This is a genomic window from Rhodosalinus halophilus (assembly GCF_003298775.1).
GTDB classification, from domain to species: Bacteria; Pseudomonadota; Alphaproteobacteria; order Rhodobacterales; family Rhodobacteraceae; genus Rhodosalinus; species Rhodosalinus halophilus.
Genome location: NZ_QNTQ01000004.1, coordinates 228,189 through 249,187, shown reverse-complemented (window position 1 = coordinate 249,187; position 20,999 = coordinate 228,189). Strand labels below are relative to the sequence as shown.

Below are 20,999 nucleotides of genomic sequence, written 5' to 3'. Positions count from 1 at the left end.
CCGGGACGAAGCCCGCTCTGCCGCGCAGCATCAATCGCACAGACAAGACACGGGCGCCTGGCGCCGCGCCTTTCGGGCGCGCGCCGAAGGCCCTCGTGCAAATGGACGACATGCCAAAGAAAATGCTCATCGACGCCACCCACGCGGAGGAGACCCGCGTCGTGGTGGTGGACGGAAACAAGGTCGAGGACTTCGATTTCGAGTCGGTCAACAAGCGCCAGCTGGCCGGCAACATCTATCTCGCCAAGGTCACGCGCGTAGAGCCGTCGCTGCAGGCCGCCTTCGTCGATTACGGCGGCAACCGGCACGGCTTTCTCGCCTTCTCGGAAATCCACCCGGATTACTACCAGATCCCCGTCGCCGACCGCGAGGCGCTGATGGAGGAGGAGCGCGCCTACGCCGAGGCGCAGCGCGCCCGCGACGAGGCCGAGGACGAAGGGAAGAAGCCGAAGAAGCCCGCCCGCTCGCGCAGCCGCTCGAAGGCCGCCAAGGCCAAGGATCAGGACGCCGTCGCCAAGGGCGATATCGTTTCCGAGTCGATCGAGGGGATGGAGACCATCGACCTCTCCGACGGCGAAGAGGGTCTCTCCCCGATGGAGCGCGTCGGCGAGACCCCGGTCGAGGAACCCGAGGGCAACGGCGCTGCCGCGGAACCCAATGGCGACGACGAGGAGGAGGCGCCCTTCGTCGCGGCCGATCACGCCGCCGAGCGTGACGAGACGATCGAGGCCGTCTCGGAAGTCGACGATCAGGAGGACATTCGCCCGCCGCGCAAGCCGCGTCCGCGCAAGTACAAGATCCAGGAGGTCATCAAGGTCCGGCAGATCATGCTGGTCCAGGTCGTCAAGGAAGAGCGCGGCAACAAGGGCGCGGCGCTGACCACCTATCTCTCGCTGGCCGGGCGCTATTGCGTGCTGATGCCCAACACGGCGCGCGGCGGCGGCATCAGCCGCAAGATCACCAACGCGGCCGACCGCAAGAAGCTCAAGGAGATCGCGCAGTCGCTCGACGTGCCGCGCGGCGCGGGCCTCATCGTGCGGACAGCGGGGGCGAAGCGCACCAAGACCGAGATCAAGCGCGACTACGAATATCTCCAGCGTCTTTGGGAGCAGATCCGCGAACTCACGCTGCAGTCGATCGCGCCCGCGAAGATCTACGAAGAGGGCGACCTCATCAAGCGATCGATCCGCGACCTGTACAACCGCGAGATCGACGAAGTCCTGGTCGAGGGCGAGGCGGGCTACCGCAACGCCAAGGACTTCATGAAGATGATCATGCCGTCCCACGCGAAGAACGTGAAGCACTACCAGGACCCGCTTCCGCTCTTCGCCCGCTACCAGGTCGAGAGCTATCTGGGCTCGATGTTCAACCCCACCGTCCAGCTCAAGTCGGGCGGATACATCGTGATCGGCGTGACCGAGGCGCTCGTGGCGATCGACGTGAACTCGGGCAAGGCCACCCGCGAGGGCTCGATCGAGGAGACGGCGCTCAAGACCAACCTCGAGGCGGCCGAGGAGATCGCGCGCCAGCTGCGGCTGCGCGACCTTGCGGGACTCATCGTCATCGACTTCATCGACATGGACGAGCGCAAGAACAACGCCGCCGTCGAGAAGAAGCTCAAGGACAAGCTCAAGAACGATCGGGCGCGCATCCAGGTGGGCCGCATCTCGGGCTTCGGCCTTCTGGAGATGAGCCGCCAGCGCCTGCGCCCCGGCATGATCGAGGCGACGACGCAGCCCTGCCCGGCCTGCCACGGCACCGGGCTGATCCGCTCGGACGACAACCTTGCGCTGGCCATCCTGCGCCAGATCGAGGAAGAGGGCGTGCGCGGCCGCTCGCGCGAGGTGCTGATCAAGTGCCCCGTGGCGATCGCCAACTTCCTGATGAATCAGAAGCGCGAGCACATCGCGCAGATCGAGGCGCGCTACGGTCTTTCCGTGCGCGTCGAGGGCGATCCGATGCTGGTGAGCCCCGACTACGTCGTCGAGAAGTTCAAGCAGGCGACGCGGCCCGTGCCAGACACCGCCGCGCCGGTCGTCTCGCTGGCGGCTTCCGCCATGCAGGAGGAGACGCAGGAAGAGCCTGCCGAGGCCCCCGAAGAGGCGCAGGCCGCCGAAGAGCCCAAGCCCGCCAAGAAGAAGCGCCGCCGCCGGCGTCGGCGGAAACCCTCGTCCTCCGGGGCGCAGGCCGGTCAGGAGAACGGCGAGGACATGTCGCTCTCGGCGAGCGCCGGGGCGCAGTCTCCTGCCGAGGCGGGCGAGCCGCTCGAGGCCGAGTCGCAGAGCCCGCATCCTGCCGGTGAGTCCCCCGCGGCTGCCGAGGAGGCTCCTGCCGAGGCCGAAAAGGCGGACGCCGAAGCGGAAGCGCCCGCGCCCAAGCGCCGCACGACGCGAAAGCGCAGCAGCTCGTCGCGCAAGCCGAAGACCGCGAAGGCCGAGGGCGATGCCCCCGCCGCCGAGACCGTGTCCGAAGCCGGCGCGGAGGCGGCGCCTGCGCCGGGCGGTCAGGGCGCCCAGGAAGAGGCCGTGGCAAGCACCACGGCTCCGGTGGCGGAGGAAGCAACGGCTACGCCGGAGTCGGAGGAGGCACCCGCTGCGCCGGAGGCGGAGGAGGCACCCGCTGCGCCGAAGGCGGAGGAGGCACCCGCTGCGCCGGAGGCGCGCGGTCCGGCACCGGCGCCCGCGGACTCCGAACGCCGGACCGAGAAGGCTGCGCCGCGTCCCGCAGCCGAGGGCAGCGCGCGCGATGAGGCTGCAGGCGCATCGCGCGAGGAAGACAAGGTACCCGAGACCGTCGGCCCCGCCCAGGAGGACGAGGAAAAGTCCAAGCCGAAGAAGCGCGGCTGGTGGATGCTCGGCCCGCGATAAGGCGCGGCGGCTCAGCCGCGCCGGATCGTGAAGCGCAGGACGCCGGCCTCTTCGCCGGCGTCCTCGAGCACATGCCCTTGTTCGGTGCAGAAATGCGGCACGTCCACCTGCGCCAGCGGATCGTCCGCCAGAAGCCGGACGCGCGCGCCGGGCGCGAGCGCAGCGAGCCGTTTGCGCAGGCGCAGGACGGGCAGGGGGCATCGCAGCCCGATGGCGTCGATCTCTTCCATCATGCATGGGCAGTAGGCCGCCGGCCCTCATCTGTCCATGCCTTGCGCGAATGTGACCGTTGGCCGCGTGACGCCGCCGCCGGGCTGCGCTAAGCGGAGAGCCATGTTCGGGATCGAGATCATCGACGCGGGGCTGATCCCCGCCATGACCGTGGCGCTGCTCGCAGGGGTGATATCGTTCCTGTCGCCCTGCGTGCTGCCGATCGTGCCGCCCTATCTGGCCTACATGAGCGGGGTCTCGCTCGGCGAACTCAGCGCCGGGCGGGGCCGCAACCGCGCGCTGCTGCCGGCCTTCTTCTTCGTCCTGGGGCTCTCGACGGTCTTTCTCTTTCTGGGCTTCACCGCCTCCGCGGTCGGGCGGGCCTTTCTGGCCTATCAAGGATGGTTCAACACGATCGCCGGCGTGATCGTGATGGCGTTCGGCGCGCATTTCGTCGGCGTCTACCGCATCGGCTTTCTCGACCGCGAGGCGCGGCTCGACGCAGGCGACCGGGCCGGCAGCGCCTTCGGCGCCTATGTCCTTGGCCTCGCCTTCGCCTTCGGCTGGACGCCCTGCATCGGTCCGCAGCTGGGCGCGATCCTGTCGCTCGCCGCGTCCGAGGCCGACATGACGCGCGGCACGACACTTCTCGGGGTCTATGCCATCGGGCTCGGCGTGCCATTCCTGCTGGTGGCGGCCTTCCTGCCGCGGCTTTCGGGGCTGATGGCCTGGATGAAGCGGCACATGGACCGGATCGAGAAGGTCATGGGCCTGCTTCTTTGGACCATCGGGCTGCTGATGCTGACCGGCGGGTTCTCGGCCTTCTCCTTCTGGCTGCTGGAGACCTTCCCGGCGCTCGCCGCGCTGGGCTGAGGGCGCGGGCCGCCGGCCTTACTCTCGCCCGATTGCAGGAGTAGCCTGCGGACAGTCGGAGAGGGCCGATGGGTGGCAGGACGGACGGAACGGTCGCGCGGCGCCGGGTGTTCTACATCCCCGGCTACGACCCGATTCACCCGCGCAGATACCGCGAACTCTATCGCAAGGAAGGTCGCGCGCAGGCGGAGATCTCGGGCTACGAGCTGTCCCTGCACCCCCGCACCGGCCAGCCGGGCTACGGCTGGCACGTCGCGGCGCGGATCGAGGGCGCTAAGGTCGAAACCGAGGTCGAGGTTCTGGTCTGGTCCGACATCGTGCGCGACAGCATGGCGCAGGGCATCCTCGCGACCTATGGCCAGCTCGTCCGGACGGCCTGGACCTACGGTGCGACCGGCGCGCTCTGGCGGCTGATGCGGCTGCGCAAGGGGCCGGTGATCGCCGCGCTCTATCCGGTGGCGATGCTTCTGGCGCAGCTCGCCGTGGCGCTGCTGGCCGCCTGGGCCCTGGGCGCGGCGCTGGCCCGGGCGATCGCCCCCTGGGCGGCGCCGGCCGGGCTTGCCGTGATCTGGCCCCTTCTCGCCTGGTTCAAGAAGCAGGACGGTCGACTCTTCGCCTATTACCTGATGCATGACTACGCCTTCTCCGCGCGCTGGCGCGGCGCGAACCCGCCGGCGCTCGAGGCGCGGCTGCGCGCGTTCGCCGACCGGATCGGGGAGGCACTGACCGAAGACTGGGACGAGGTGCTCGTCGTCGGTCATTCCTCGGGCGCGCATCTCGCGGTCTCGGTGCTTGCCGATCTCGTCCGCGCGGGCCGCGTGCCGGCCAATGGCCCGGCGCTGGGCTTCCTCTCGCTGGGGCAGGTGGTGCCGATGGTCTCCTTCCTGCCGGCGGCGGACCGGCTGCGCGCGGATCTCGCCTATCTGTCCGAACGCGACGACCTGACCTGGGTGGACGTGACCGCGCCGGGCGACGGCTGCGCCTTCGCGCTCTGCGATCCGGTCGCGGTCTCGGGCGTGGCGGGGCCCGGGAAGCGTTGGCCGCTGGTGATCTCGGCGGCCTTCACCCAGACGCTGTCGCCCGCCCGCTGGCGCGAGCTGCGCTGGCGCTTCTTCCGGCTGCACTTCCAGTATCTCTGCGCCTTCGACCGGCCGGGAGACTACGACTACTTCCGTATCACGGCAGGGCCGCGCACGCTGGCCGCGCGGTTCGCCGGCCGGCGGCCCTCGCGCTCGCGCATCGAGCGGGCGCTCTCCAAATACACGAGCCGCGCCGCATGATCCCGCCCAAGCCCGCGTCGCGCGCCGATCGCGTCTCGCTCTGGCGCTATCTGAGGCTCTTCCGGGCCGACATCCTGTCGGCGCAGCCGGCGCGGCTCTACCGCGCGTGGATGGCCGAGTTCCGCACGCCCTTCTTCAGGTCCTATCTCGTCAATCAGCCCGATCTCGTGCGCCTGGTGCTCAAGGAGCGGCCGGAGGATTTCCCCAAGTCGAACCGCATATCCGAAGGGCTGCGCCCGCTTCTGGGCGAGTCCGTCTTCCTGACCAACGGCGAGACCTGGAAGCGGCAGCGCCGGATCATCGACCCCGCGTTCGAGGGCGGGCGGCTCAGGGACACCTTTCCCGCGATGTGGGACGCTGCGGAGGCGGCCGCGGCACGGCTCGCCGCGCATGCGGGCGAGGAGGTCGAGATCGAGGAGCAGACCAGCCACGCGGCCGCCGACGTCATCTTCCGCACGCTCTTCTCGATTCCCATCGAGCACAGGCTCGCCGCCCGCGTCTTCCACGAGTTTCGCGCCTATCAGCGCACGCAGCCGATCCTGAACGCCGCCGCCTTCGTGCCGCTGCCGCGCTGGCTGCCGCGCGGGCACCGGCGGCGCACGCGGGCGGCGGCGCGGTCGATCCGCGCGCTCATCACCGAGCTCACCGCCGACCGCATGCGCGCGATCGAGGAGGGAACCGCCCCGGACGACCTCGCCACCAAGATCATGACGACCCGCGACCCGGAAACGGGCGAGACCTTCACGACCGAAGAGATGGTCGATCAGGTCGCGATCTTCTTTCTCGCAGGGCACGAGACCTCGGCCTCGGCGCTGGCCTGGACCCTCTATTTGATGGCGCTCTTCCCCGAGTGGCAGGATCGTGTGGCCGACGAGGCGCGCGCGCATCTGGCCCCCGACTTCGCTGCCGTGCCCCGGCTGCGCATCGCGCGCGACGTCTTCCGCGAGGCGCTGCGCCTCTACCCGCCGGTGCCGATGATGGTGCGCGAGGCGACCGGGCCCGAGCGCTTCCGCGACCGCGCGGTGCCGCGCGGGGCGCAGATCGTTCTCTCGCCATGGCATCAGCATCGCCACACGCGGCTGTGGGAGAACCCCGACGGTTTCGATCCCGCGCGCTGGGAGACGGAGAACGGCCGCGCCTGCGCCCGCGAGGCCTACATGCCCTTCTCGGCCGGGCCGCGCGTCTGCACTGGTGCGGGCTTCGCGATGGTCGAGGGCGTGCTCCTGCTGTCGCGCCTGCTGCGCGACCTGCGGGTGGAGCTTACGGACCGGCCCCCGCCGGTGCCTGTTGCGCATCTGACGGTGCGTGCGCGGGAGGGCATCTGGCTGCGTGTCTCGTCGCGCGCAGCGACGCCGGCACCCCGAGAGGCGCCCGTGGCTGCCGAGGCGGCATCGCCTGCGGCCGACTGATCCCGTCCGCTGTCCGGGAAGGGTGGCCGAGCCGTGCGATATGACTTGTGGTGCATATCGCCGCGCTGGCATGCTGCACGCATGAAGCCCGACCACAGCGACGGACAGCACGCCGCCAGCCTGCGCATCCGCATCCTCTTCGGCGAGGCGGCGATGCTGGGGCCGGGCAAGGCCGATCTGCTCGAACGGATCCGCGACACCGGCTCGATCGCGGGCGCGGGCCGGGCGATGGCGATGAGCTACAAGCGCGCCTGGTCGCTGGTGGAGGAGCTGAACGCCGCCTTTCGCGAGCCGTTGGTCGAGCGCGCGCGCGGCGGCGCCGGCGGCGGCGGGGCGCGGCTGACTCCGGCGGGTGCGGCGGTGCTCGCCCATTATCGGAAGCTCGAGGCGATCACGGCAGAGGCCGGCGCCGCGGAGATCGAGGCGATCCGGGGGCTGCTGTCGGATATGTCCAGCGAGAAATAGCGCTTGTGCGCGCATCGGGCCGAAGGCAATATGTTTCGCGGAACATAACCAATCCCGAAGGTTGCCCTCATGTCCAGCCGCCATCGCAGGACAGGTCTCGCCGCCGCCATGGGGGTGTTCGCCGCGCTGCTGCCCGCCGGCGCCGTCCTGGCCGACCGGATCACCGTCTTCGCCGCGGCCAGCCTGACGAACGCGATGGCCGAGATCGAGGCGGGCTTCGAGGCCACCACCGGGCACGAGGTCGCCGTCTCGCTCGCCGGTTCCTCGGCGCTCGCCCGCCAGATCCAGCAGGGCGCGCCCGCCGACATCTTCATCTCGGCCAATCCGGGCTGGATGGATGCGCTGGAATCAGACGGGCTGCTCGAGACGGGCACGCGGGTCGATCTTCTGCGGAATTCGCTCGTTCTGATCGCGCACGGGCCGGAGGCCGCGCCGGTCGAGATCGGCGCCGGGCTCGACCTCGCGGGGCTTCTGGGCGAGCGGCGCCTCGCCATGGCGCTGGTCGAGGCGGTGCCTGCAGGCATTTACGGCAAGGCTGCGCTGGAGAGCCTCGGCCTCTGGGAGAGCGTGGCTCCGCGGGTGGCGCAGGCCGACAACGTGCGCGCGGCGCTCGCGCTCGTCGCGACGGGCGAGGCGCCCTACGGCATCGTCTACGCCACGGACGCCGTGGCCGAAGAGGACGTCACCGTCATCGGCACCTTCCCCGCCGCGTCGCATCCGCCCATCGTCTATCCTGCGGCTGACCTCGCCAACCGCGACGTGGCGGCGGAAGCCGCGTTCCTCGACTACCTGCGGGGGCCCGAGGCGCGGGCCGCCTTCGAGCGGCAGGGATTCATCGTGGTCGCGGACTAGCGCATGGACTGGCTCGGCCCGGAAGAGTGGCAGGCGGTCGCGCTGTCGCTGCGCGTCTCGCTCTGGGCGACCGTGGCGAGCCTGCCATTAGGCATCCTCGCGGCCTATGCGCTGGCGCGCTGGTCCTTCCCCGGCAAGCAGTTGCTCAACGGGCTCGTGCACCTTCCGCTGATCCTGCCGCCGGTGGTCACGGGGTATCTGCTGCTGCTGACCTTCGGCACGCAGGGGCCGGTGGGCGGGCCGCTCTCGGAACTCGGCATCGTCTTCGCCTTCCGCTGGACGGGCGCGGCGCTCGCCGCCGGGGTCATGGCCTTTCCGCTGATGGTGCGCGCGATCCGGCTGTCGATCGAGGCGGTGGACCCCAGGCTCGAACAGGCGAGCGCCACCCTGGGCGCCTCGCCGCCCTGGGTCTTCGTGACCGTCACGCTGCCGCTCATCCTGCCGGGCGTCGTCGCGGGCGCGATCCTCGCCTTCGCCAAGGCGATGGGAGAGTTCGGCGCGACGATCACCTTCGTCTCGAACATCCCCGGCGAGACGCGCACCATCCCCTCCGCGATCTACGCCTTTTTGCAGGTGCCGGGCGGCGAGGATGCGGCGACGCGGCTGGTTCTCGTCTCGGTGGGCGTGGCCATGGGGGCCCTGCTGCTGTCGGAATGGATCGCGCGCCGCGTCGCCGCGCGGGTGGGCGGCGCATGACGCTGGAGGTGCGGATCCGGCACAGCTTCGGTGGCTTCACGCTCGACGCCGCCTTCGACGCGCCGGCCGGTGTCACCGTGCTTTTCGGGCGGTCGGGCTCGGGCAAGACCACGATCGTCAACGCGGTGGCCGGGCTGCTGCGGCCCGAGGGGGGGCGCATCGCCGTGGACGGGCGCGTGCTGACCGACACCGAGGCGCGCGTCTGGCTTCCGCCGCATCGCCGGCGGCTCGGCACGATCTTTCAGGAGGGGCGGCTCTTGCCGCATCTCACGGTGCGGCAGAACCTCCGCTATGGCGCCTGGTTCGCCCCGCGGGACGCGCGGCGCGAAGACATGGGCCGCATCGTCGAGATGCTGGGGATCGGGCACCTGCTCGACCGGAGGCCCGGGGCGCTGTCGGGCGGCGAGAAGCAGCGGGTGGCCATCGGGCGTGCGTTGCTCTCGGCACCGGCGGCGATCCTCGCGGACGAGCCGCTCGCCGCGCTCGACGAGGCGCGGAAGGCCGAGATCCTGCCCTACTTCGAGCGGCTGCGCGACGAGGTGGCGGTGCCCATCCTTTATGTCAGCCACGCCGCCTCCGAAGTGGCGCGGCTGGCCACCACGGTCGTCGCGCTGGAGGCGGGGCGTGTCGTGGCGCAGGGACCGGCGGCGGAGGTGCTCGGCGATCCCGGCGTCACGCCGCTGGGGCCGCGCGAGGTGGGCGCGGTGCTCGAGACGCGAGTCGTCGCGCATCACGCGGACGGTCTCACCGAACTCTCGGCGGGCGGCGTGCAGCTCTTCCTGCCGCGCATCGCCCGGGCCGAGGGTGCGAGGGCGCGTGTCCGCATCGCCGCGCATGAGGTGCTCCTCTCGCGCGGCGCGCCCGCCGGGCTATCGGCGCTCAACATCCTGCCCGGCACGGTGCGCGAGGTGCGGCCGGGCGACGGGCCGGGCGCGATCGTCGCGCTCGACACCCCCGCGGGCCGCGTGCTCGCACGCGTGACGCGCCGCTCGGTCGCCGCGCTGAGTCTCGCCCCGGGCGTGCCGGTCCACGCGGTGGTCAAGAGCGTCTCGGTCGCGCCGGAAGACGTCGGCGCGCGCTGAGCGCGGGGCGGGAACCGGGGCCGGCGCGCGCGCCTTTCCCCACTGCGCGGGACGCGCTATGGAGCGGCCATGCGGTGGAACCTGCCCAATATCCTCACGATCCTGCGCCTTCTGGCCGCGCCGGCGGTCGCGGTGATGTTCCTCTACTTCAACCGGCCTTGGGCCGACTGGTTCGCGCTTTGTCTGTTCCTCGCGGCCGCCGCGACCGACTGGATCGACGGCCGCCTCGCCCGCGCCTGGGGGCAGGAGACGAAGCTGGGCGCGATGCTGGACCCGATCGCCGACAAGGCGATGGTGGTGATCGCGCTGATGGTGATCGTGGGTTACTCGTCCTATTCGCCCTGGGTGGTGCTGCCGGCCACGGTGATCGTCTTCCGCGAGGTCTTCGTCTCGGGGCTGCGCGAGTTCCTGGGCGCCACGGCCGGCACGCTCAGGGTCACGCAGCTCGCCAAGTGGAAGACCACGGTGCAGATGCTGGCCATCGCCATCCTCTTTGCGCAGGGCGTCTTCGAGCACTATCTGGGGATGGAGATCTACGGCATGGGGCAGGAGATGTTCGATGCGGTGCTGGCGGGCGAGGTCGAGGACGTGCGCGGCCTGCGCTGGATGTATCAGGGCATGGTCGTTTCGGGCTATGCGGGGCTCGTCCTGCTCTGGATCGCGGCGCTTCTCACGCTCTGGACCGGCTGGGAATACTTCCGCAAGGCGCTGCCCTATCTGAAGGACTGACGCGATGGACGTTCTCTATTTCGCCTGGGTGCGCGAGCGGATCGGCCTGCCGAAGGAGCGGGTCGAGACGGAGGCGGCCACGGTGGCCGATCTGGTCGAGGAGCTCCGCGCGCGCGAGGAGCGCTACGCGATGGCTTTCGCCGATCTCTCGGCGTTGCGCGTGGCCGTCGATCAGGAACTCGCCGATTTCGACGCGCCGCTGGCCGGCGTGCGCGAAGTGGCCTTCTTCCCGCCGATGACCGGGGGCTGAGCGATGCGCGTGCGCGTGCAGGAGGCAGCCTTCGACTATGGCGCGGAATGCGGCGCCTTCGCGGCGCGACAGGAGGGGCAGGGCGCGGTCGTGACCTTCGCGGGCATCGTGCGCGACACGGCGCAGGGCGACCTGCAGGCGATGGAGATCGAGCACTATCCCGGCATGACCGAAAGGGCGCTGGCGAGGATCGCCGAGGAGGCGCAGACGCGCTGGGGGCTCGGTGACGTGCTGGTGATCCACCGGCACGGTCGGCTCGCACCGGGCGAGGTGATCATGATGGTCGCCACCGCCGCGCCGCACCGGGCCTCTGCCTTCGCCGCCGCCGAGTTCCTGATGGACTACCTGAAATCCCGCGCGCCCTTCTGGAAGCGCGAGATCACCGCCCGCGGCGCCGACTGGGTGGCCGCGCGGGACGAGGACGAGGCGGCGCTCGGGCGCTGGTGACGGCGTGGTGCGTGCGGAGCACGCACCCTACGCGTGTTCAGCGCGCCTCGATCCGTTCCAGCCTGGCGCGCAGTTCCTCGGCCTCGCGCCGCGCGTCGCGCAGGCCTTCCATCGCCGCGGCGAGTTCGGCCTCGGTCTGGTGGAGCTGGTTGGAAAGCTCCGCCTCGCGCTGCTGCATGTAGGTGATCGCCTGGTCGCGCGTCTCCTCGGCCTCGTGCAGCTCCTGGGCCATCTTCTCGAGTTCGCCCATGTCGGTGCGCGACACTCGCGTGAAGCGATGCACCAGCCAATGCGCGAACCAGCCCAGGCAGAAGGCCACGAAAAGGATCGCCGCCGTGGCGATCACGAAATCCGCTCTGGTCATCCCTCGTTGGCCCCGCCCGTGTCCGCGTCCTCGCCGGCGGGTTCTTCCTGCCCGTCGGCGGCGCCGCTTTCAAGCGGCTCGTCCGCCTCGGACCGGATGAGGCGGAACTCGATCCGGCGGTTCGCCTCGCGCCCCTCCTCGGTCGAATTGTCCGCGATGGGCTCGGATTCGCCATAGCCCTCGGCCCGGAAGGAGGCGGTCAGCACGCGGCGGTTGCGCAGCTCGTCGAGCACCGCCTGCGCCCGCGCCTGGCTGAGTTCGAGGTTCATCGACTCCCGCCCCTGGCTGTCGGTGTGTCCCGCGATCTCCAGCGGGATCGCGCCGCAGCGCCGCAGCAGTTCCGCGATGTCGTCGAGGATGAGCCGCGCCTCGGAGTCGAGCGTCGCCGAGCCGGGCTCGAAATTGATCTTTCGGCCGTCGAGGAGACCCTGAAGGTTGGCTACGCATTCTTCCGGCGTCGGCTGGGCCGCCTCGGGGTCCAGTTCCTCGCGGTAGGCAACGTCGAGCGTCAGGCCCTGGGTGCCGCCCAGTTTCTCGGCCACGAGCGCGGCGATCTCGGCGCTGGCCTCGGCGTTTCCGGTCTCGCCGCGCAGTTCGATGCCCGCGGGCGTGACCACCAGCGCGCCGCGCTCCAGCTCTGCAAGGCCCTCGAGCCCGGCCAGCACGCGCGTCTGCCAGCTCTCGGGCAGGTCCGGGTCGATCTCGGCCGACGTGTGAACCGCCTCGCTGCCGAAGCGCGCACGCGCGAGGCTGTCGGTGATCACGCGGGCGTTCTCGCTCGCCAGCGGACCGCGGAGCTGCACCGCGCCCTCCGGGCTCAGGGTGGCGACAAACTCGGTCGGGCCGGCCTCTCCCTCGGCGGCGCCCGGCGGCTCGGGCAGGACGGCGTCGAGGGCGAAGACGTCGGGCAGCGTGGACGCCAGTTCGCTCACAACGCGCTCGAATCGCTCCGGGTCCGTGCCCTGCTGCGCCACGAGCGCGATTTCGGCGTCGGTCATCGTCAACGTGCCCCCGCCCAGCCGGTCGAGCGCGCCGAGTGCGCGTTCCGCGGCATCCGGCCACTGCGCGCTGGGCACGCCGAGGCCGATCCGGCAGTCCGCCTTGCCTTCCAGCCCCGCCGCGGCGGCGGCGCGCAGGATACGGTCGCGGCCTTCCGGGCTTGCCGCCGCGCAGGCGTCGAACCGCGCGCCTGACGCGTCCTTGACGAAACGCAGGGTGAAGGGGCTGATCACCGGGCGCGGCGCGGAAATCTCGAGCGCGAGGCTGACATCCTCGGGGGCGGCGCGCGCGAGTTCGGCCTCGAGGCGGCGTCGGTCGGCTTCGCTCTCGGCGGCGCCCTTGACCGTCACCTGCCCGGCCGCGACCGAGACCTTGGCGCGCGGCAGCCGCTCGAGCGCATCGAAGGCGGCTCCGAGCGCCGGGCGCCAGCCTTCGGGTGCGGGATGATCGGCGACCTCCAGAAGGTCGGAGACGGGCACCTCGCCCGCAGCCTCCTGCGCCCGCGCGACGAGCGCGGCGCGGTCGGTCGAGGCCGGCACGAGCCCGATCAGCGTAAGCCCGCTGTCGTGCCGCAGGATCTCGATCGAGAAGCGCGGCGGCGCGAGCGGCTTGCTTTCGGCCACGTTGACGTCGTCGACGACCCGGGCCGCGTCGACCACCTTGCCGGCGGTCGAGAGCGCGCGAAAGCGGTCCGCCTCGGAGGGGGCGGTTCCGAGCAGATAGACCTGCAGTCCGTAGGCGTCGACATCGGCCCAGTCGATCCCTTCCCGGTCCAGCGCCGCCCGCACCTCGGTCTCGGACGCATCCTCGACGAGACGCACGGCGAAGGACGCGGTGACCGCGCTGACGCCCAGGGCCAGGGCGAAGGCGAGAACTGGAAGGGCGAGGCGGGACAGGCGCATCTGCGGGTCCGGTGTGGTCCGAGTGGAGTGAAACTAGGGGCAGCCCGCCGCGGTTGCAATCGCGGCCGGTGCGTCACGCCCGCATCGAGCGGCGCCTTGTCGCGCATGCGCGCAGCCGGTCAGACGAAGAGCGCCGCCAGCGCGAAGAAGGGAATCGCCAGCAGCCCCGCGTCGCGGTTCGCGCGGAAGAGGGTCAGCAGGCGGCCGTGATCCTCGAGATCGAGGCGCTGCAGCTGCCATGTCATGTGCCAGCCGAAGGCCAGCGGGCCGCCGAGGGCGATCACGAGGGCGAGGATCTCGCCGCGCGGCGCGGCGCCGAGCACCGCGAGCCCCATGAGCGTCACCGACGCGACGAGAAAGCGCCGCAGCCAGCGCGGGGTCCTTGCGCCGAAGAGCCGCGCGGTGGACTTCACGCCTATGAGCGCGTCGTCCTCGCGATCCTGGTGGGCGTAGATCGTGTCGTAGAAGAGCGTCCAGGCGATCCCCGCGAGGTAGAGCGCGACCGCCGGCCAAGCCAGCGCGCCGGTGTGCGCCGTCCACGCGAGCAGAGCGCCCCAGTTGAAGGCGAGGCCGAGGAAGACCTGCGGCCACCAGGTGAAGCGCTTGGCGAAGGGATAGACCGCCACCGGCAGCAGCGCGAGGATGCCCAGCCCGATGGCCGCGGCGTTGAAGGTGAGCAGGATGCCGAAGGCCACGAGCGCCTGCGCGCACATCCACAGGATGGCGCCGCGCAAGCTCACCTGTCCCGAGGGGATGGGCCGCTGCGCCGTGCGCCAGACGTCGCCGTCGATGTCCCGGTCGGTGATGTCGTTCCAGGTGCAGCCGGCGCCGCGCATCAGCCAGGCCCCGATGCCGCAGCCCGCTAAGATCCAGAGGTCGTGCCAGCGCGCCGTCCCCGTGGACAGAATCGCCAGCGTCAGGCCCCACCAGCAGGGCAGCAAAAGAAGCCACGTCCCGATCGGGCGGTCGGCGCGCGAAAGCCGCAGATAGGGCTTCCAGCGCTCGGGCGCGCGGCTGTCGACCCAGTTGCCGCTCACCGCGTCTGCGATGACGCCGGGCTTCTGGTCTCCGGGGGTCTGGCCCTCTGCGGGCATCGCTTGTCTCCGGCAGCCTGGGATCGGCTTCTTCCTAGTGCAGGGGGTGGGCCGGCTGCAAATGCTTCGGCGGGCCTTCCGCCCGGGCCTGGGCAGGGTTAGATGGGCGGCATGGTGTCGCGCGTGCGCCTTTTCGTCGAGCATCCCCTGGCCGCAGGCGCCCGGCTGCCGCTGGAGCGCGCGCAGGCGCATTACCTCTTCAACGTGATGCGGCTGGGCGAGGGGGCCGAGATCGCGGTGTTCGACGGGCGTTCGGGCGAATGGACGGCCCGAGTGGCCGAGGCCGGCAAGCGGGCGGGCGTGCTCGAGTGCCTGTCGCAGAGCGCGCCGCAGCGCGACCCGCCCGATGTCTGGCTGCTCTTCGCGCCGGTGAAGAAGGCGCGCACCGATTTCATCGTCGAGAAGGCGGTGGAGATAGGCGCGCGGCGCCTCGTGCCGGTGCAGACCGGCTTCACGAACGCCGAGCGCATCCGCCGCGACCGGCTGCAGGCCCACGCCGTCGAGGCCGCTGAGCAATGCGGCGCGACCCACGTGCCCGAGGTGGCGGACCTCGTGCCGCTGCCGAGGTTGCTGGACGACTGGCCGGAGGGCCGCGCGCTGCTCTATGCCGACGAGGCGCAGGCGGGGCGCTCGTCGCCCCTCGCGGGGCTCCTCGCGCGCGACGACGCCCGCGAGGGCGGAGGAGCGCCGCCGCCCGCCGCGCTACTGATCGGCCCCGAGGGCGGCCTGTCGGACGCCGAGCGGGCGCGCCTCGCGGCGCTGCCCTTCGCGCAACCGCTCGCGCTCGGCCCGCGCATCCTGCGCGCCGATACCGCGGCGGTCGCTGCGCTGACGCTTTGGCAGGCTACCTGCGGAGACTGGCGATGATCCGGGCCGAGGCGCTCGCGGCGCTGTCACGCTGGCGCGAGGCGATGGCCGGCCTCGCGCTGGCTGCGTTGGGGCTGTGGGCCGCGCTCGCCTCCTTCGGGCTGCTCGCCTGGCTCGGCTGGGCGGCCGTCGCGGCGGGTGTGGCGCTGGTCTTCGCCGGCGTCCAGCGCGGGCGCTTCCGTGGCCGACAGGGCGGGCCGGGCCTCGTCGAGGTGGTGGAGGGACGCATCGCCTATTTCGGCCCGCTCGAGGGCGGCACCGTGGCGCTCTCGGAGATCGAGGAACTGCGGCTCGATCCCTCCGCGCGCCCGCCGGTCTGGGTGCTGATCCAGCCCGAGCGCCCGCCGCTGTCGATTCCGGTGAACGCCGAAGGCGCCGATCAGCTCTTCGATGCCTTCGCATCCCTGCCCGGACTCAGGACAGGGCATCTGCTGGCCGAACTGGAGAAGGGCGGACGCTGGCCCGTGGTGATCTGGGAGCATCCGTCGCGCCGTGCGCAGCGCCCGCTGTTGCACTGAGCCCCTCGCATTGACACCGCGGCGCAACCGGACCATCCCTAGCGTCCGACCGAAGCGAGGCCCGGAAGCACACGCATGTCCATTCCCCAGTCCGGCGGCGGGCCGATCGAACGTCGCGAGCAACTCGCCGAGTATCTCGAGTCCGGCTGCAAACCGCCCGCGGACTGGCGCATCGGCACCGAGCACGAGAAGTTCGGCTACTGCCGCGACACCCTGCGGCCGCTGCCCTACGAGGGCGAACGCTCGGTGCGCGCGGTGCTGGAGGGGCTGCGCGACCGCCACGGCTGGGCGCCCATCGAGGAGGCGGGCCACCTGATCGGGCTCGAGAAGGACGGCGCCAACGTGAGCCTCGAGCCCGGCGGGCAGCTGGAGCTTTCGGGCGCGCCGCTGGAGCACATCCATCAGACCTGCGACGAGGTGAACGCCCATCTCGCCGACGTGAAGGATGTGGCGGATGCGCTGAACGTGGGCTTCATCGGCCTCGGCGCCGCGCCGGAGTGGCGGCACGAGGACATGCCGATGATGCCCAAGGGGCGCTACCGGCTGATGACCGACTACATGGACCGCGTCGGCACCATGGGGAAGTCGATGATGTACCGCACCTGCACGGTGCAGGTGAACCTCGACTTCGGCTCCGAGGCCGACATGGTGAAGAAGCTGCGCGTGGCGCTCGCGCTGCAGCCGGTGGCGACCGCGCTCTTCGCCAACTCCCCCTTCTTCGAGGGGCGGCCCACCGGCTACAAGTCGTGGCGGAGCCGCGTCTGGCGCGACCTGGACGACGCGCGCACCGGCATGCTCCCCTTCGTCTTCGAGGAGGGCTTCGGCTTCGAGCGCTGGGCGGACTACGCGCTCGACGTGCCGATGTACTTCGTCTACCGCGACGGCGTCTACGTGGACGCGCTGGGCCAGTCCTTCCGCGATTTCCTCGAGGGGCGGCTGCCGGCCCTGCCGGGCGAGACGCCGACGCTCTCGGACTGGGCCGATCACCTGACGACGATCTTTCCCGAGGCGCGGATCAAGAAGTTCATCGAGATGCGCGGCGCGGATGGCGGGCCGTGGCGAAGGCTCTGCGCGCTGCCGGCGTTCTGGACGGGGCTCATGTACGACCAGTCGGCGCTCGACGCGGCCTGGGATCTGGTGAAGGGCTGGAGCGCGCCCTTCCGCGAGGCGCTGCGCATCGCTTCTGCCGATCAGGCGCTGCAGGCGCGGGTGGAGGGCGTCTCGATGCACGATCTCGCGCGCGAGGTGCTGGCGATCTCGGAGGCCGGGCTGAAGGCGCGGGCGCGGGAGGGTGCGGGCGGGCTGCTGCCCGACGAGACGCATTTCCTCAACGCCCTGAAGGAAAGCGTCGAAAGCGGGAAGGTGCCGGCCGACGAGTTGCTCGAACGCTACCACGGCGACTGGGGCGGGGATCTGTCGCACATCTACGGCGAATTCTCCTACTGACGCGCTGGGCGCGCGCCGCATCGCTCTGGCGTGCGCCCCTGGCCGCCGTCGCGCGAAGGGGTATTTGAGGACCATTGAAAGGCAGGTTGGTCGGCGCTCCGGGGGGGGGAGGCGCGCGTCCGGCCGGAAGCTGCGAAGACCCTCGGAGCGTCTGGGCGGGGCGGAGCCCGTGGCAGGCCTGCGCCCTCTGGACGCTGCGGCGCGGCGGGCCTATAAGCCCGCACCATGACCCGGGGTGTCGCGATCATTCGTCGAATTAGCGGCCCGGCGCGCTGATCCCAGCCGCCGGGACAAAGGCGCAGGGCGTCCCGCGCCGCCATTTCCGAACCGACCCCGAGACAAGAGCGAAGGACGATTTCCCATGTCCGCCGACGACGCCGCCCCGCTGCCCGACTACAAGGATACGCTGAACCTTCCCCGGACCGACTTTCCGATGCGCGCGGGCCTGCCCAGGCGCGAGCCCGGCTGGCTGGAGCGGTGGGAGCGGATCGGCATCTACGACCGACTGCGCGAGCGCGCCGAGGGCCGCGCGCCCTTCACGCTGCATGACGGGCCTCCTTACGCCAACGGGCACCTGCACATCGGGCACGCGCTCAACAAGGTGCTGAAGGATCTGGTCGTGCGCTCGCAGCAGATGATGGGGCGCGACGCGCGCTACATCCCCGGCTGGGACTGCCACGGCCTGCCGATCGAGTGGAAGATCGAGGAGCAGTACCGCGCCAAGGGTCAGGACAAGGACCAGGTCGATGTCGTGGCCTTCCGGCAGGAGTGCCGGAAGTTCGCCGAGGGCTGGATCGATGTGCAGCGCGAGGAGTTCAAGCGCCTCGGCGTCACCGGCTGCTGGGAGCGGCCGTATCTCACGATGGACTTCCACGCAGAGCGGGTGATCGCCGAGGAGTTCATGAAATTCCTCATGTCGGGCCTGCTCTACCAGGGCTCGAAGCCGGTGATGTGGTCGCCCGTGGAAAAGACCGCGCTCGCCGAGGCGGAGGTCGAGTACCACGACCACAAGAGCCACACGATCTGGGTGCCGTTTCGGGTTGTGGCGGCAAACACTGTCGAAATCACTGACGCTTTTGACCCTTCGTCTCCAATGGAAGGCCCGGAAAAACGGCGTGCGCAACTAGAGGCGGCGCGCGTCGTGATCTGGACGACCACCCCCTGGACCATCCCCTCGAACCGCGCGGTCGCCTACAACCCGGACGTCGCCTACGGCCTCTACCGGGTCGACGCCACGCAGGAGGAATGCTGGGCAAGCGCAGGCGACACCTACATTGTCGCGGACAACCTCGGCGAGGACACGCTCTCGCGTGCCCGGGTGACGGAGTACACGCGCCTGCGGGACGTGACGGCCGAGGAACTGGGCGCGCTCACCCTCGCCCACCCCTTCGCCGGGCTCGAGGGCTCGGAGGGGTTCTGGGACTACGACGTGCCGATGATCGCCGAGGATTTCGTGACCGACGATCAGGGCACCGGCTTCGTGCACACCGCCCCCAGCCACGGGGCGGACGACTACGACGCCTTCGCGCGGCGCGGCTGGCTCGACCGGATGACGCACAACGTGGGCGAAGCCAGCGAATTCCGCGAGCACGTCCCGTTCTTCGCCGGGCTCCGGGTGTTCGACGAGACGGGCCGCGAGGGCAAGGCCAACGCCGCCGTCATCGACAAGCTGGTGGAGGCCCGGGGCCTGATCGCGCGGGGGCGGCAGACCCACAGCTACCCGCATTCCTGGCGCTCGAAGGCGCCGGTGATCTTCCGCAACACGCCGCAGTGGTTCGCCGCCATCGACCGCCCCGTGGGCGACGGGCAGGACACCTACGGCGAGACGATTCGCACCCGCGCGCTGACCTCGATCGACCAGCTCGTGCAGTGGACCCCAAAGACCGGGCGGAACCGCCTCTATTCGATGATCGAGAATCGCCCCGACTGGGTGCTGTCGCGCCAGCGCGCCTGGGGCGTGCCGCTGGCCTGCTTCACGAAGAAGGGCGCGCTGCCGACCGACCCGGACTTCCTGCTGAAGGACGAACGCGTCAATGCCCGCATCCTGACGGCCTTCGAGGAAGAGGGCGCGGACGCCTGGTACAAGCCTGGCGCCAAGGAGCGGTTCCTGGGCGGGGATCACGACCCGGCCGAGTGGGAAAAGGTCGACGACATCCTCGACGTCTGGTTCGATTCGGGCTCCACCCACGCCTTCGTCCTGCGCGACCGCGACGACGGCTCCGCGGACGGCCTTGCCGATCTCTACCTCGAGGGCACCGACCAGCACCGGGGGTGGTTCCATTCCTCGATGCTGCAGGCCTGCGGCACCATCGGCCGGGCCCCCTATCGCGGCGTGCTGACCCACGGGTTCACGCTCGACGAGAAGGGCAACAAGATGTCCAAGTCGCTCGGCAATACCGTGGCGCCGGAGGACGTGGTCAAGCAGTACGGGGCCGACATCCTGCGCCTCTGGGTGGCGCAGTCGGACTACACGGGCGATCTGCGAATCGGGCCCGAGATCCTGAAAGGGGTGGCCGACAGCTACCGCCGGCTGCGCAACACCCTGCGTTTCCTGCTGGGCAACGTGGCGCATTTCACCGAGGCCGACCGCACCGCGCCAGAGGACATGCCCGAGCTCGAGCGCTGGGTGCTGCACCGGATGGCGCATCTCGACCGGGTCGTGCGCGAGGGCTACGACGCCTACGACTTCCAGGGCGTGTTCCAGGAAGTCTTCAACTTCTGCACCGTGGACCTCTCGGCCTTTTACTTCGACATCCGCAAGGACGCGCTCTACTGCGACGGCGACACGGCGCGCAGGCGGGCAGCGCGCACCGTGCTGGACCTGCTGTTCCACCGGCTGACCACCTGGCTCGCGCCGGTGCTCGTCTTCACGATGGAGGAGGTCTGGCTGGAGCGCTTCCCGGGCGAAGGCTCCTCGGTGCACCTGCAGGACATCCCCGAGACGCCGGAGGCATGGCGCGACGACGCGCTGGCGGAGAAATGGACGCAGGTGCGCCGCGCCCGGCGCGTCGTCACCGCCGCGCTCGAGGTCAGACGCACCGACAAGGAAATCGGCGCGAGCCTCGAGGCCGCGCCGGTGGTGCACGTCGAGGACGCCGCGATGCTCGCCGCCCTGCGTGAGGTCGATTTCGCCGACATCTGCATCACCTCCGATCTGCAGCTCACCGCGGACCCGATGCCGCAGGAGGCCTACCGCCTGCCCGAGGTGCCGGGCGTCGGCGTCGTCTTCGAGCGCGCCGAGGGCGAGAAATGCCAGCGCTGCTGGAAGATCCTGCCGGACGTGGGCACGCACACCCATCCGGGCGTCTGCGGGCGCTGCGACGCGGCGCTTGACTGACGACGGCGCCGTTACCGACGACGCGATCACCGAAGCCCTCATGCGGCTGGCGCGCGCGCGGGGGCCGGGCAAGAGCTTCTGTCCTTCCGAGGCGGCGCGCGCGCTCGCGCAGGACTGGCGGCCCCTGATGCCGGAGGTGCGGCGCGTGGCGGCGAAGCTCCCTCTCCACGCGACGCAGAAGGGGCGCCCGGTGGACCCCGCGGCGGCGCGCGGTCCGATCCGGCTCTCGCTCGCGCCGGAGTGACCGGCGGCTCCGGGCCTTCGGGCCGGCGCGGCCCCGGCTGCGGTTCCTGCTGCGCGGCGGGAATGCGG

At 70.9% G+C, this 20,999-nt stretch carries 20 protein-coding genes; 16 read left to right on the top strand and 4 right to left on the bottom strand.

What is annotated here, in order from left to right; genetic code table 11:
- The first annotated feature begins 110 nt into the window (after positions 1-110).
- Positions 111-2,867: an Rne/Rng family ribonuclease gene (locus DRV85_RS04765; RefSeq protein WP_113288376.1), complete on the top strand. Its 2,757-nt coding sequence runs from the start codon at positions 111-113 to the stop codon at positions 2,865-2,867.
- A gap of 11 nt (positions 2,868-2,878) precedes the next feature.
- Here DRV85_RS04765 and DRV85_RS04760 read toward each other — a convergent pair whose 3' ends face one another.
- The gene (locus DRV85_RS04760; protein WP_113288285.1) at positions 2,879-3,100 is read right to left on the bottom strand and encodes a sulfurtransferase TusA family protein; all 222 of its coding nucleotides are present in this window, start codon (positions 3,098-3,100) and stop codon (positions 2,879-2,881) included.
- A 100-nt stretch (positions 3,101-3,200) separates the two neighbouring features.
- On the opposite strand from DRV85_RS04760, the gene DRV85_RS04755 reads away from it, so the two are divergent.
- From DRV85_RS04755 to DRV85_RS04710, 10 genes are all read left to right on the top strand, one after another.
- Positions 3,201-3,950 carry a cytochrome c biogenesis CcdA family protein gene (locus tag DRV85_RS04755; RefSeq protein ID WP_113288284.1) on the top strand — a complete coding sequence of 250 codons (750 nt, stop codon included), beginning with the start codon at positions 3,201-3,203 and terminating at the stop codon, positions 3,948-3,950.
- 68 nt (positions 3,951-4,018) lie between these two features.
- Positions 4,019-5,230, top strand: a complete 1,212-nt coding sequence (locus tag DRV85_RS04750) for a hypothetical protein (RefSeq protein WP_113288283.1) — start codon at positions 4,019-4,021, stop codon at positions 5,228-5,230.
- Positions 5,227-6,639 (top strand): cytochrome P450, encoded by a 1,413-nt coding sequence (locus tag DRV85_RS04745; RefSeq protein ID WP_113288282.1) that lies wholly within the window; start codon positions 5,227-5,229, stop codon positions 6,637-6,639. The genes DRV85_RS04750 and DRV85_RS04745 overlap by 4 nt, the downstream gene beginning before the upstream one ends.
- Positions 6,640-6,720: 81 nt before the next feature.
- Positions 6,721-7,104, top strand: coding sequence for a winged helix-turn-helix domain-containing protein (locus DRV85_RS04740; RefSeq protein ID WP_233495399.1), 384 nt, complete (start codon positions 6,721-6,723; stop codon positions 7,102-7,104).
- Between the two features lie 69 nt (positions 7,105-7,173).
- The gene (modA, locus tag DRV85_RS04735; RefSeq protein WP_113288281.1) at positions 7,174-7,956 is read left to right on the top strand and encodes a molybdate ABC transporter substrate-binding protein; all 783 of its coding nucleotides are present in this window, start codon (positions 7,174-7,176) and stop codon (positions 7,954-7,956) included.
- Between the two features lie 3 nt (positions 7,957-7,959).
- The gene (gene modB / locus DRV85_RS04730; RefSeq protein ID WP_113288280.1) at positions 7,960-8,652 is read left to right on the top strand and encodes a molybdate ABC transporter permease subunit; all 693 of its coding nucleotides are present in this window, start codon (positions 7,960-7,962) and stop codon (positions 8,650-8,652) included.
- Positions 8,649-9,734 carry a molybdenum ABC transporter ATP-binding protein gene (modC, locus tag DRV85_RS04725; RefSeq protein WP_113288374.1) on the top strand — a complete coding sequence of 362 codons (1,086 nt, stop codon included), beginning with the start codon at positions 8,649-8,651 and terminating at the stop codon, positions 9,732-9,734. Before modB ends, modC begins: the two co-directional genes overlap by 4 nt.
- Before the next feature lie 69 nt (positions 9,735-9,803).
- Positions 9,804-10,463, top strand: coding sequence for a CDP-diacylglycerol--glycerol-3-phosphate 3-phosphatidyltransferase (gene pgsA, locus DRV85_RS04720; RefSeq protein WP_113288279.1), 660 nt, complete (start codon positions 9,804-9,806; stop codon positions 10,461-10,463).
- A 4-nt stretch (positions 10,464-10,467) separates the two neighbouring features.
- Positions 10,468-10,713, top strand: coding sequence for a molybdopterin converting factor subunit 1 (moaD, locus tag DRV85_RS04715; RefSeq protein ID WP_113288278.1), 246 nt, complete (start codon positions 10,468-10,470; stop codon positions 10,711-10,713).
- Between the two features lie 3 nt (positions 10,714-10,716).
- Entirely contained in the window at positions 10,717-11,160 is a 444-nt protein-coding gene (locus DRV85_RS04710; protein ID WP_113288277.1) for a molybdenum cofactor biosynthesis protein MoaE, read from the top strand.
- Between the two features lie 37 nt (positions 11,161-11,197).
- Here the strand turns inward: DRV85_RS04710 and DRV85_RS04705 are convergent, their stop codons facing one another.
- The 3 genes from DRV85_RS04705 to ubiA form a co-directional block, all read right to left on the bottom strand.
- Complete coding sequence (locus tag DRV85_RS04705) at positions 11,198-11,524, bottom strand: hypothetical protein (RefSeq protein WP_113288276.1); 327 nt, start codon at positions 11,522-11,524, stop codon at positions 11,198-11,200.
- On the bottom strand, positions 11,521-13,425 hold the full coding sequence (locus tag DRV85_RS04700) for an OmpA family protein (RefSeq protein ID WP_113288275.1): 1,905 nt from the start codon (positions 13,423-13,425) through the stop codon (positions 11,521-11,523). The genes DRV85_RS04705 and DRV85_RS04700 overlap by 4 nt, the downstream gene beginning before the upstream one ends.
- A 119-nt stretch (positions 13,426-13,544) precedes the next feature.
- Positions 13,545-14,519, bottom strand: coding sequence for a 4-hydroxybenzoate octaprenyltransferase (ubiA, locus tag DRV85_RS04695; RefSeq protein WP_113288274.1), 975 nt, complete (start codon positions 14,517-14,519; stop codon positions 13,545-13,547).
- 111 nt (positions 14,520-14,630) lie between these two features.
- On the opposite strand from ubiA, the gene DRV85_RS04690 reads away from it, so the two are divergent.
- The 5 genes from DRV85_RS04690 (at position 14,631) to DRV85_RS04670 (ending at position 20,931) form a co-directional block, all read left to right on the top strand.
- The gene (locus DRV85_RS04690) at positions 14,631-15,386 is read left to right on the top strand and encodes a 16S rRNA (uracil(1498)-N(3))-methyltransferase (RefSeq protein WP_113288372.1); all 756 of its coding nucleotides are present in this window, start codon (positions 14,631-14,633) and stop codon (positions 15,384-15,386) included.
- Positions 15,383-15,904 (top strand): hypothetical protein, encoded by a 522-nt coding sequence (locus DRV85_RS04685; protein WP_420820908.1) that lies wholly within the window; start codon positions 15,383-15,385, stop codon positions 15,902-15,904. Before DRV85_RS04690 ends, DRV85_RS04685 begins: the two co-directional genes overlap by 4 nt.
- A gap of 75 nt (positions 15,905-15,979) precedes the next feature.
- Entirely contained in the window at positions 15,980-17,350 is a 1,371-nt protein-coding gene (locus DRV85_RS04680; RefSeq protein WP_113288273.1) for a glutamate--cysteine ligase, read from the top strand.
- Positions 17,351-17,711: 361 nt separating this feature from the next.
- Positions 17,712-20,687 (top strand): isoleucine--tRNA ligase, encoded by a 2,976-nt coding sequence (gene ileS / locus DRV85_RS04675; RefSeq protein WP_113288272.1) that lies wholly within the window; start codon positions 17,712-17,714, stop codon positions 20,685-20,687.
- The gene (locus DRV85_RS04670) at positions 20,680-20,931 is read left to right on the top strand and encodes a DUF3253 domain-containing protein (protein ID WP_275401711.1); all 252 of its coding nucleotides are present in this window, start codon (positions 20,680-20,682) and stop codon (positions 20,929-20,931) included. Before ileS ends, DRV85_RS04670 begins: the two co-directional genes overlap by 8 nt.
- Positions 20,932-20,999: the final 68 nt, after the last annotated feature.

What these genes read in the sequence shown, in the direction of transcription:
- ileS (WP_113288272.1), top strand. Translation starts at nt 17,712, where the DNA reads ATGTCCGCCGACGACGCCGCCCCGCTGCCCGACTACAAGGATACGCTG.
- modA (WP_113288281.1), top strand. Translation starts at nt 7,174, where the DNA reads ATGTCCAGCCGCCATCGCAGGACAGGTCTCGCCGCCGCCATGGGGGTG.
- ubiA (WP_113288274.1), bottom strand. Translation starts at nt 14,519, where the DNA reads ATGCCCGCAGAGGGCCAGACCCCCGGAGACCAGAAGCCCGGCGTCATC.
- DRV85_RS04765 (WP_113288376.1), top strand. Translation starts at nt 111, where the DNA reads ATGCCAAAGAAAATGCTCATCGACGCCACCCACGCGGAGGAGACCCGC.
- DRV85_RS04705 (WP_113288276.1), bottom strand. Translation starts at nt 11,524, where the DNA reads ATGACCAGAGCGGATTTCGTGATCGCCACGGCGGCGATCCTTTTCGTG.
- DRV85_RS04700 (WP_113288275.1), bottom strand. Translation starts at nt 13,425, where the DNA reads ATGCGCCTGTCCCGCCTCGCCCTTCCAGTTCTCGCCTTCGCCCTGGCC.
- modB (WP_113288280.1), top strand. Translation starts at nt 7,960, where the DNA reads ATGGACTGGCTCGGCCCGGAAGAGTGGCAGGCGGTCGCGCTGTCGCTG.
- modC (WP_113288374.1), top strand. Translation starts at nt 8,649, where the DNA reads ATGACGCTGGAGGTGCGGATCCGGCACAGCTTCGGTGGCTTCACGCTC.
- DRV85_RS04740 (WP_233495399.1), top strand. Translation starts at nt 6,721, where the DNA reads ATGAAGCCCGACCACAGCGACGGACAGCACGCCGCCAGCCTGCGCATC.
- DRV85_RS04685 (WP_420820908.1), top strand. Translation starts at nt 15,383, where the DNA reads ATGATCCGGGCCGAGGCGCTCGCGGCGCTGTCACGCTGGCGCGAGGCG.
- DRV85_RS04760 (WP_113288285.1), bottom strand. Translation starts at nt 3,100, where the DNA reads ATGATGGAAGAGATCGACGCCATCGGGCTGCGATGCCCCCTGCCCGTC.
- DRV85_RS04750 (WP_113288283.1), top strand. Translation starts at nt 4,019, where the DNA reads ATGGGTGGCAGGACGGACGGAACGGTCGCGCGGCGCCGGGTGTTCTAC.
- pgsA (WP_113288279.1), top strand. Translation starts at nt 9,804, where the DNA reads ATGCGGTGGAACCTGCCCAATATCCTCACGATCCTGCGCCTTCTGGCC.
- DRV85_RS04745 (WP_113288282.1), top strand. Translation starts at nt 5,227, where the DNA reads ATGATCCCGCCCAAGCCCGCGTCGCGCGCCGATCGCGTCTCGCTCTGG.
- DRV85_RS04690 (WP_113288372.1), top strand. Translation starts at nt 14,631, where the DNA reads ATGGTGTCGCGCGTGCGCCTTTTCGTCGAGCATCCCCTGGCCGCAGGC.
- DRV85_RS04710 (WP_113288277.1), top strand. Translation starts at nt 10,717, where the DNA reads ATGCGCGTGCGCGTGCAGGAGGCAGCCTTCGACTATGGCGCGGAATGC.
- moaD (WP_113288278.1), top strand. Translation starts at nt 10,468, where the DNA reads ATGGACGTTCTCTATTTCGCCTGGGTGCGCGAGCGGATCGGCCTGCCG.
- DRV85_RS04755 (WP_113288284.1), top strand. Translation starts at nt 3,201, where the DNA reads ATGTTCGGGATCGAGATCATCGACGCGGGGCTGATCCCCGCCATGACC.
- DRV85_RS04680 (WP_113288273.1), top strand. Translation starts at nt 15,980, where the DNA reads ATGTCCATTCCCCAGTCCGGCGGCGGGCCGATCGAACGTCGCGAGCAA.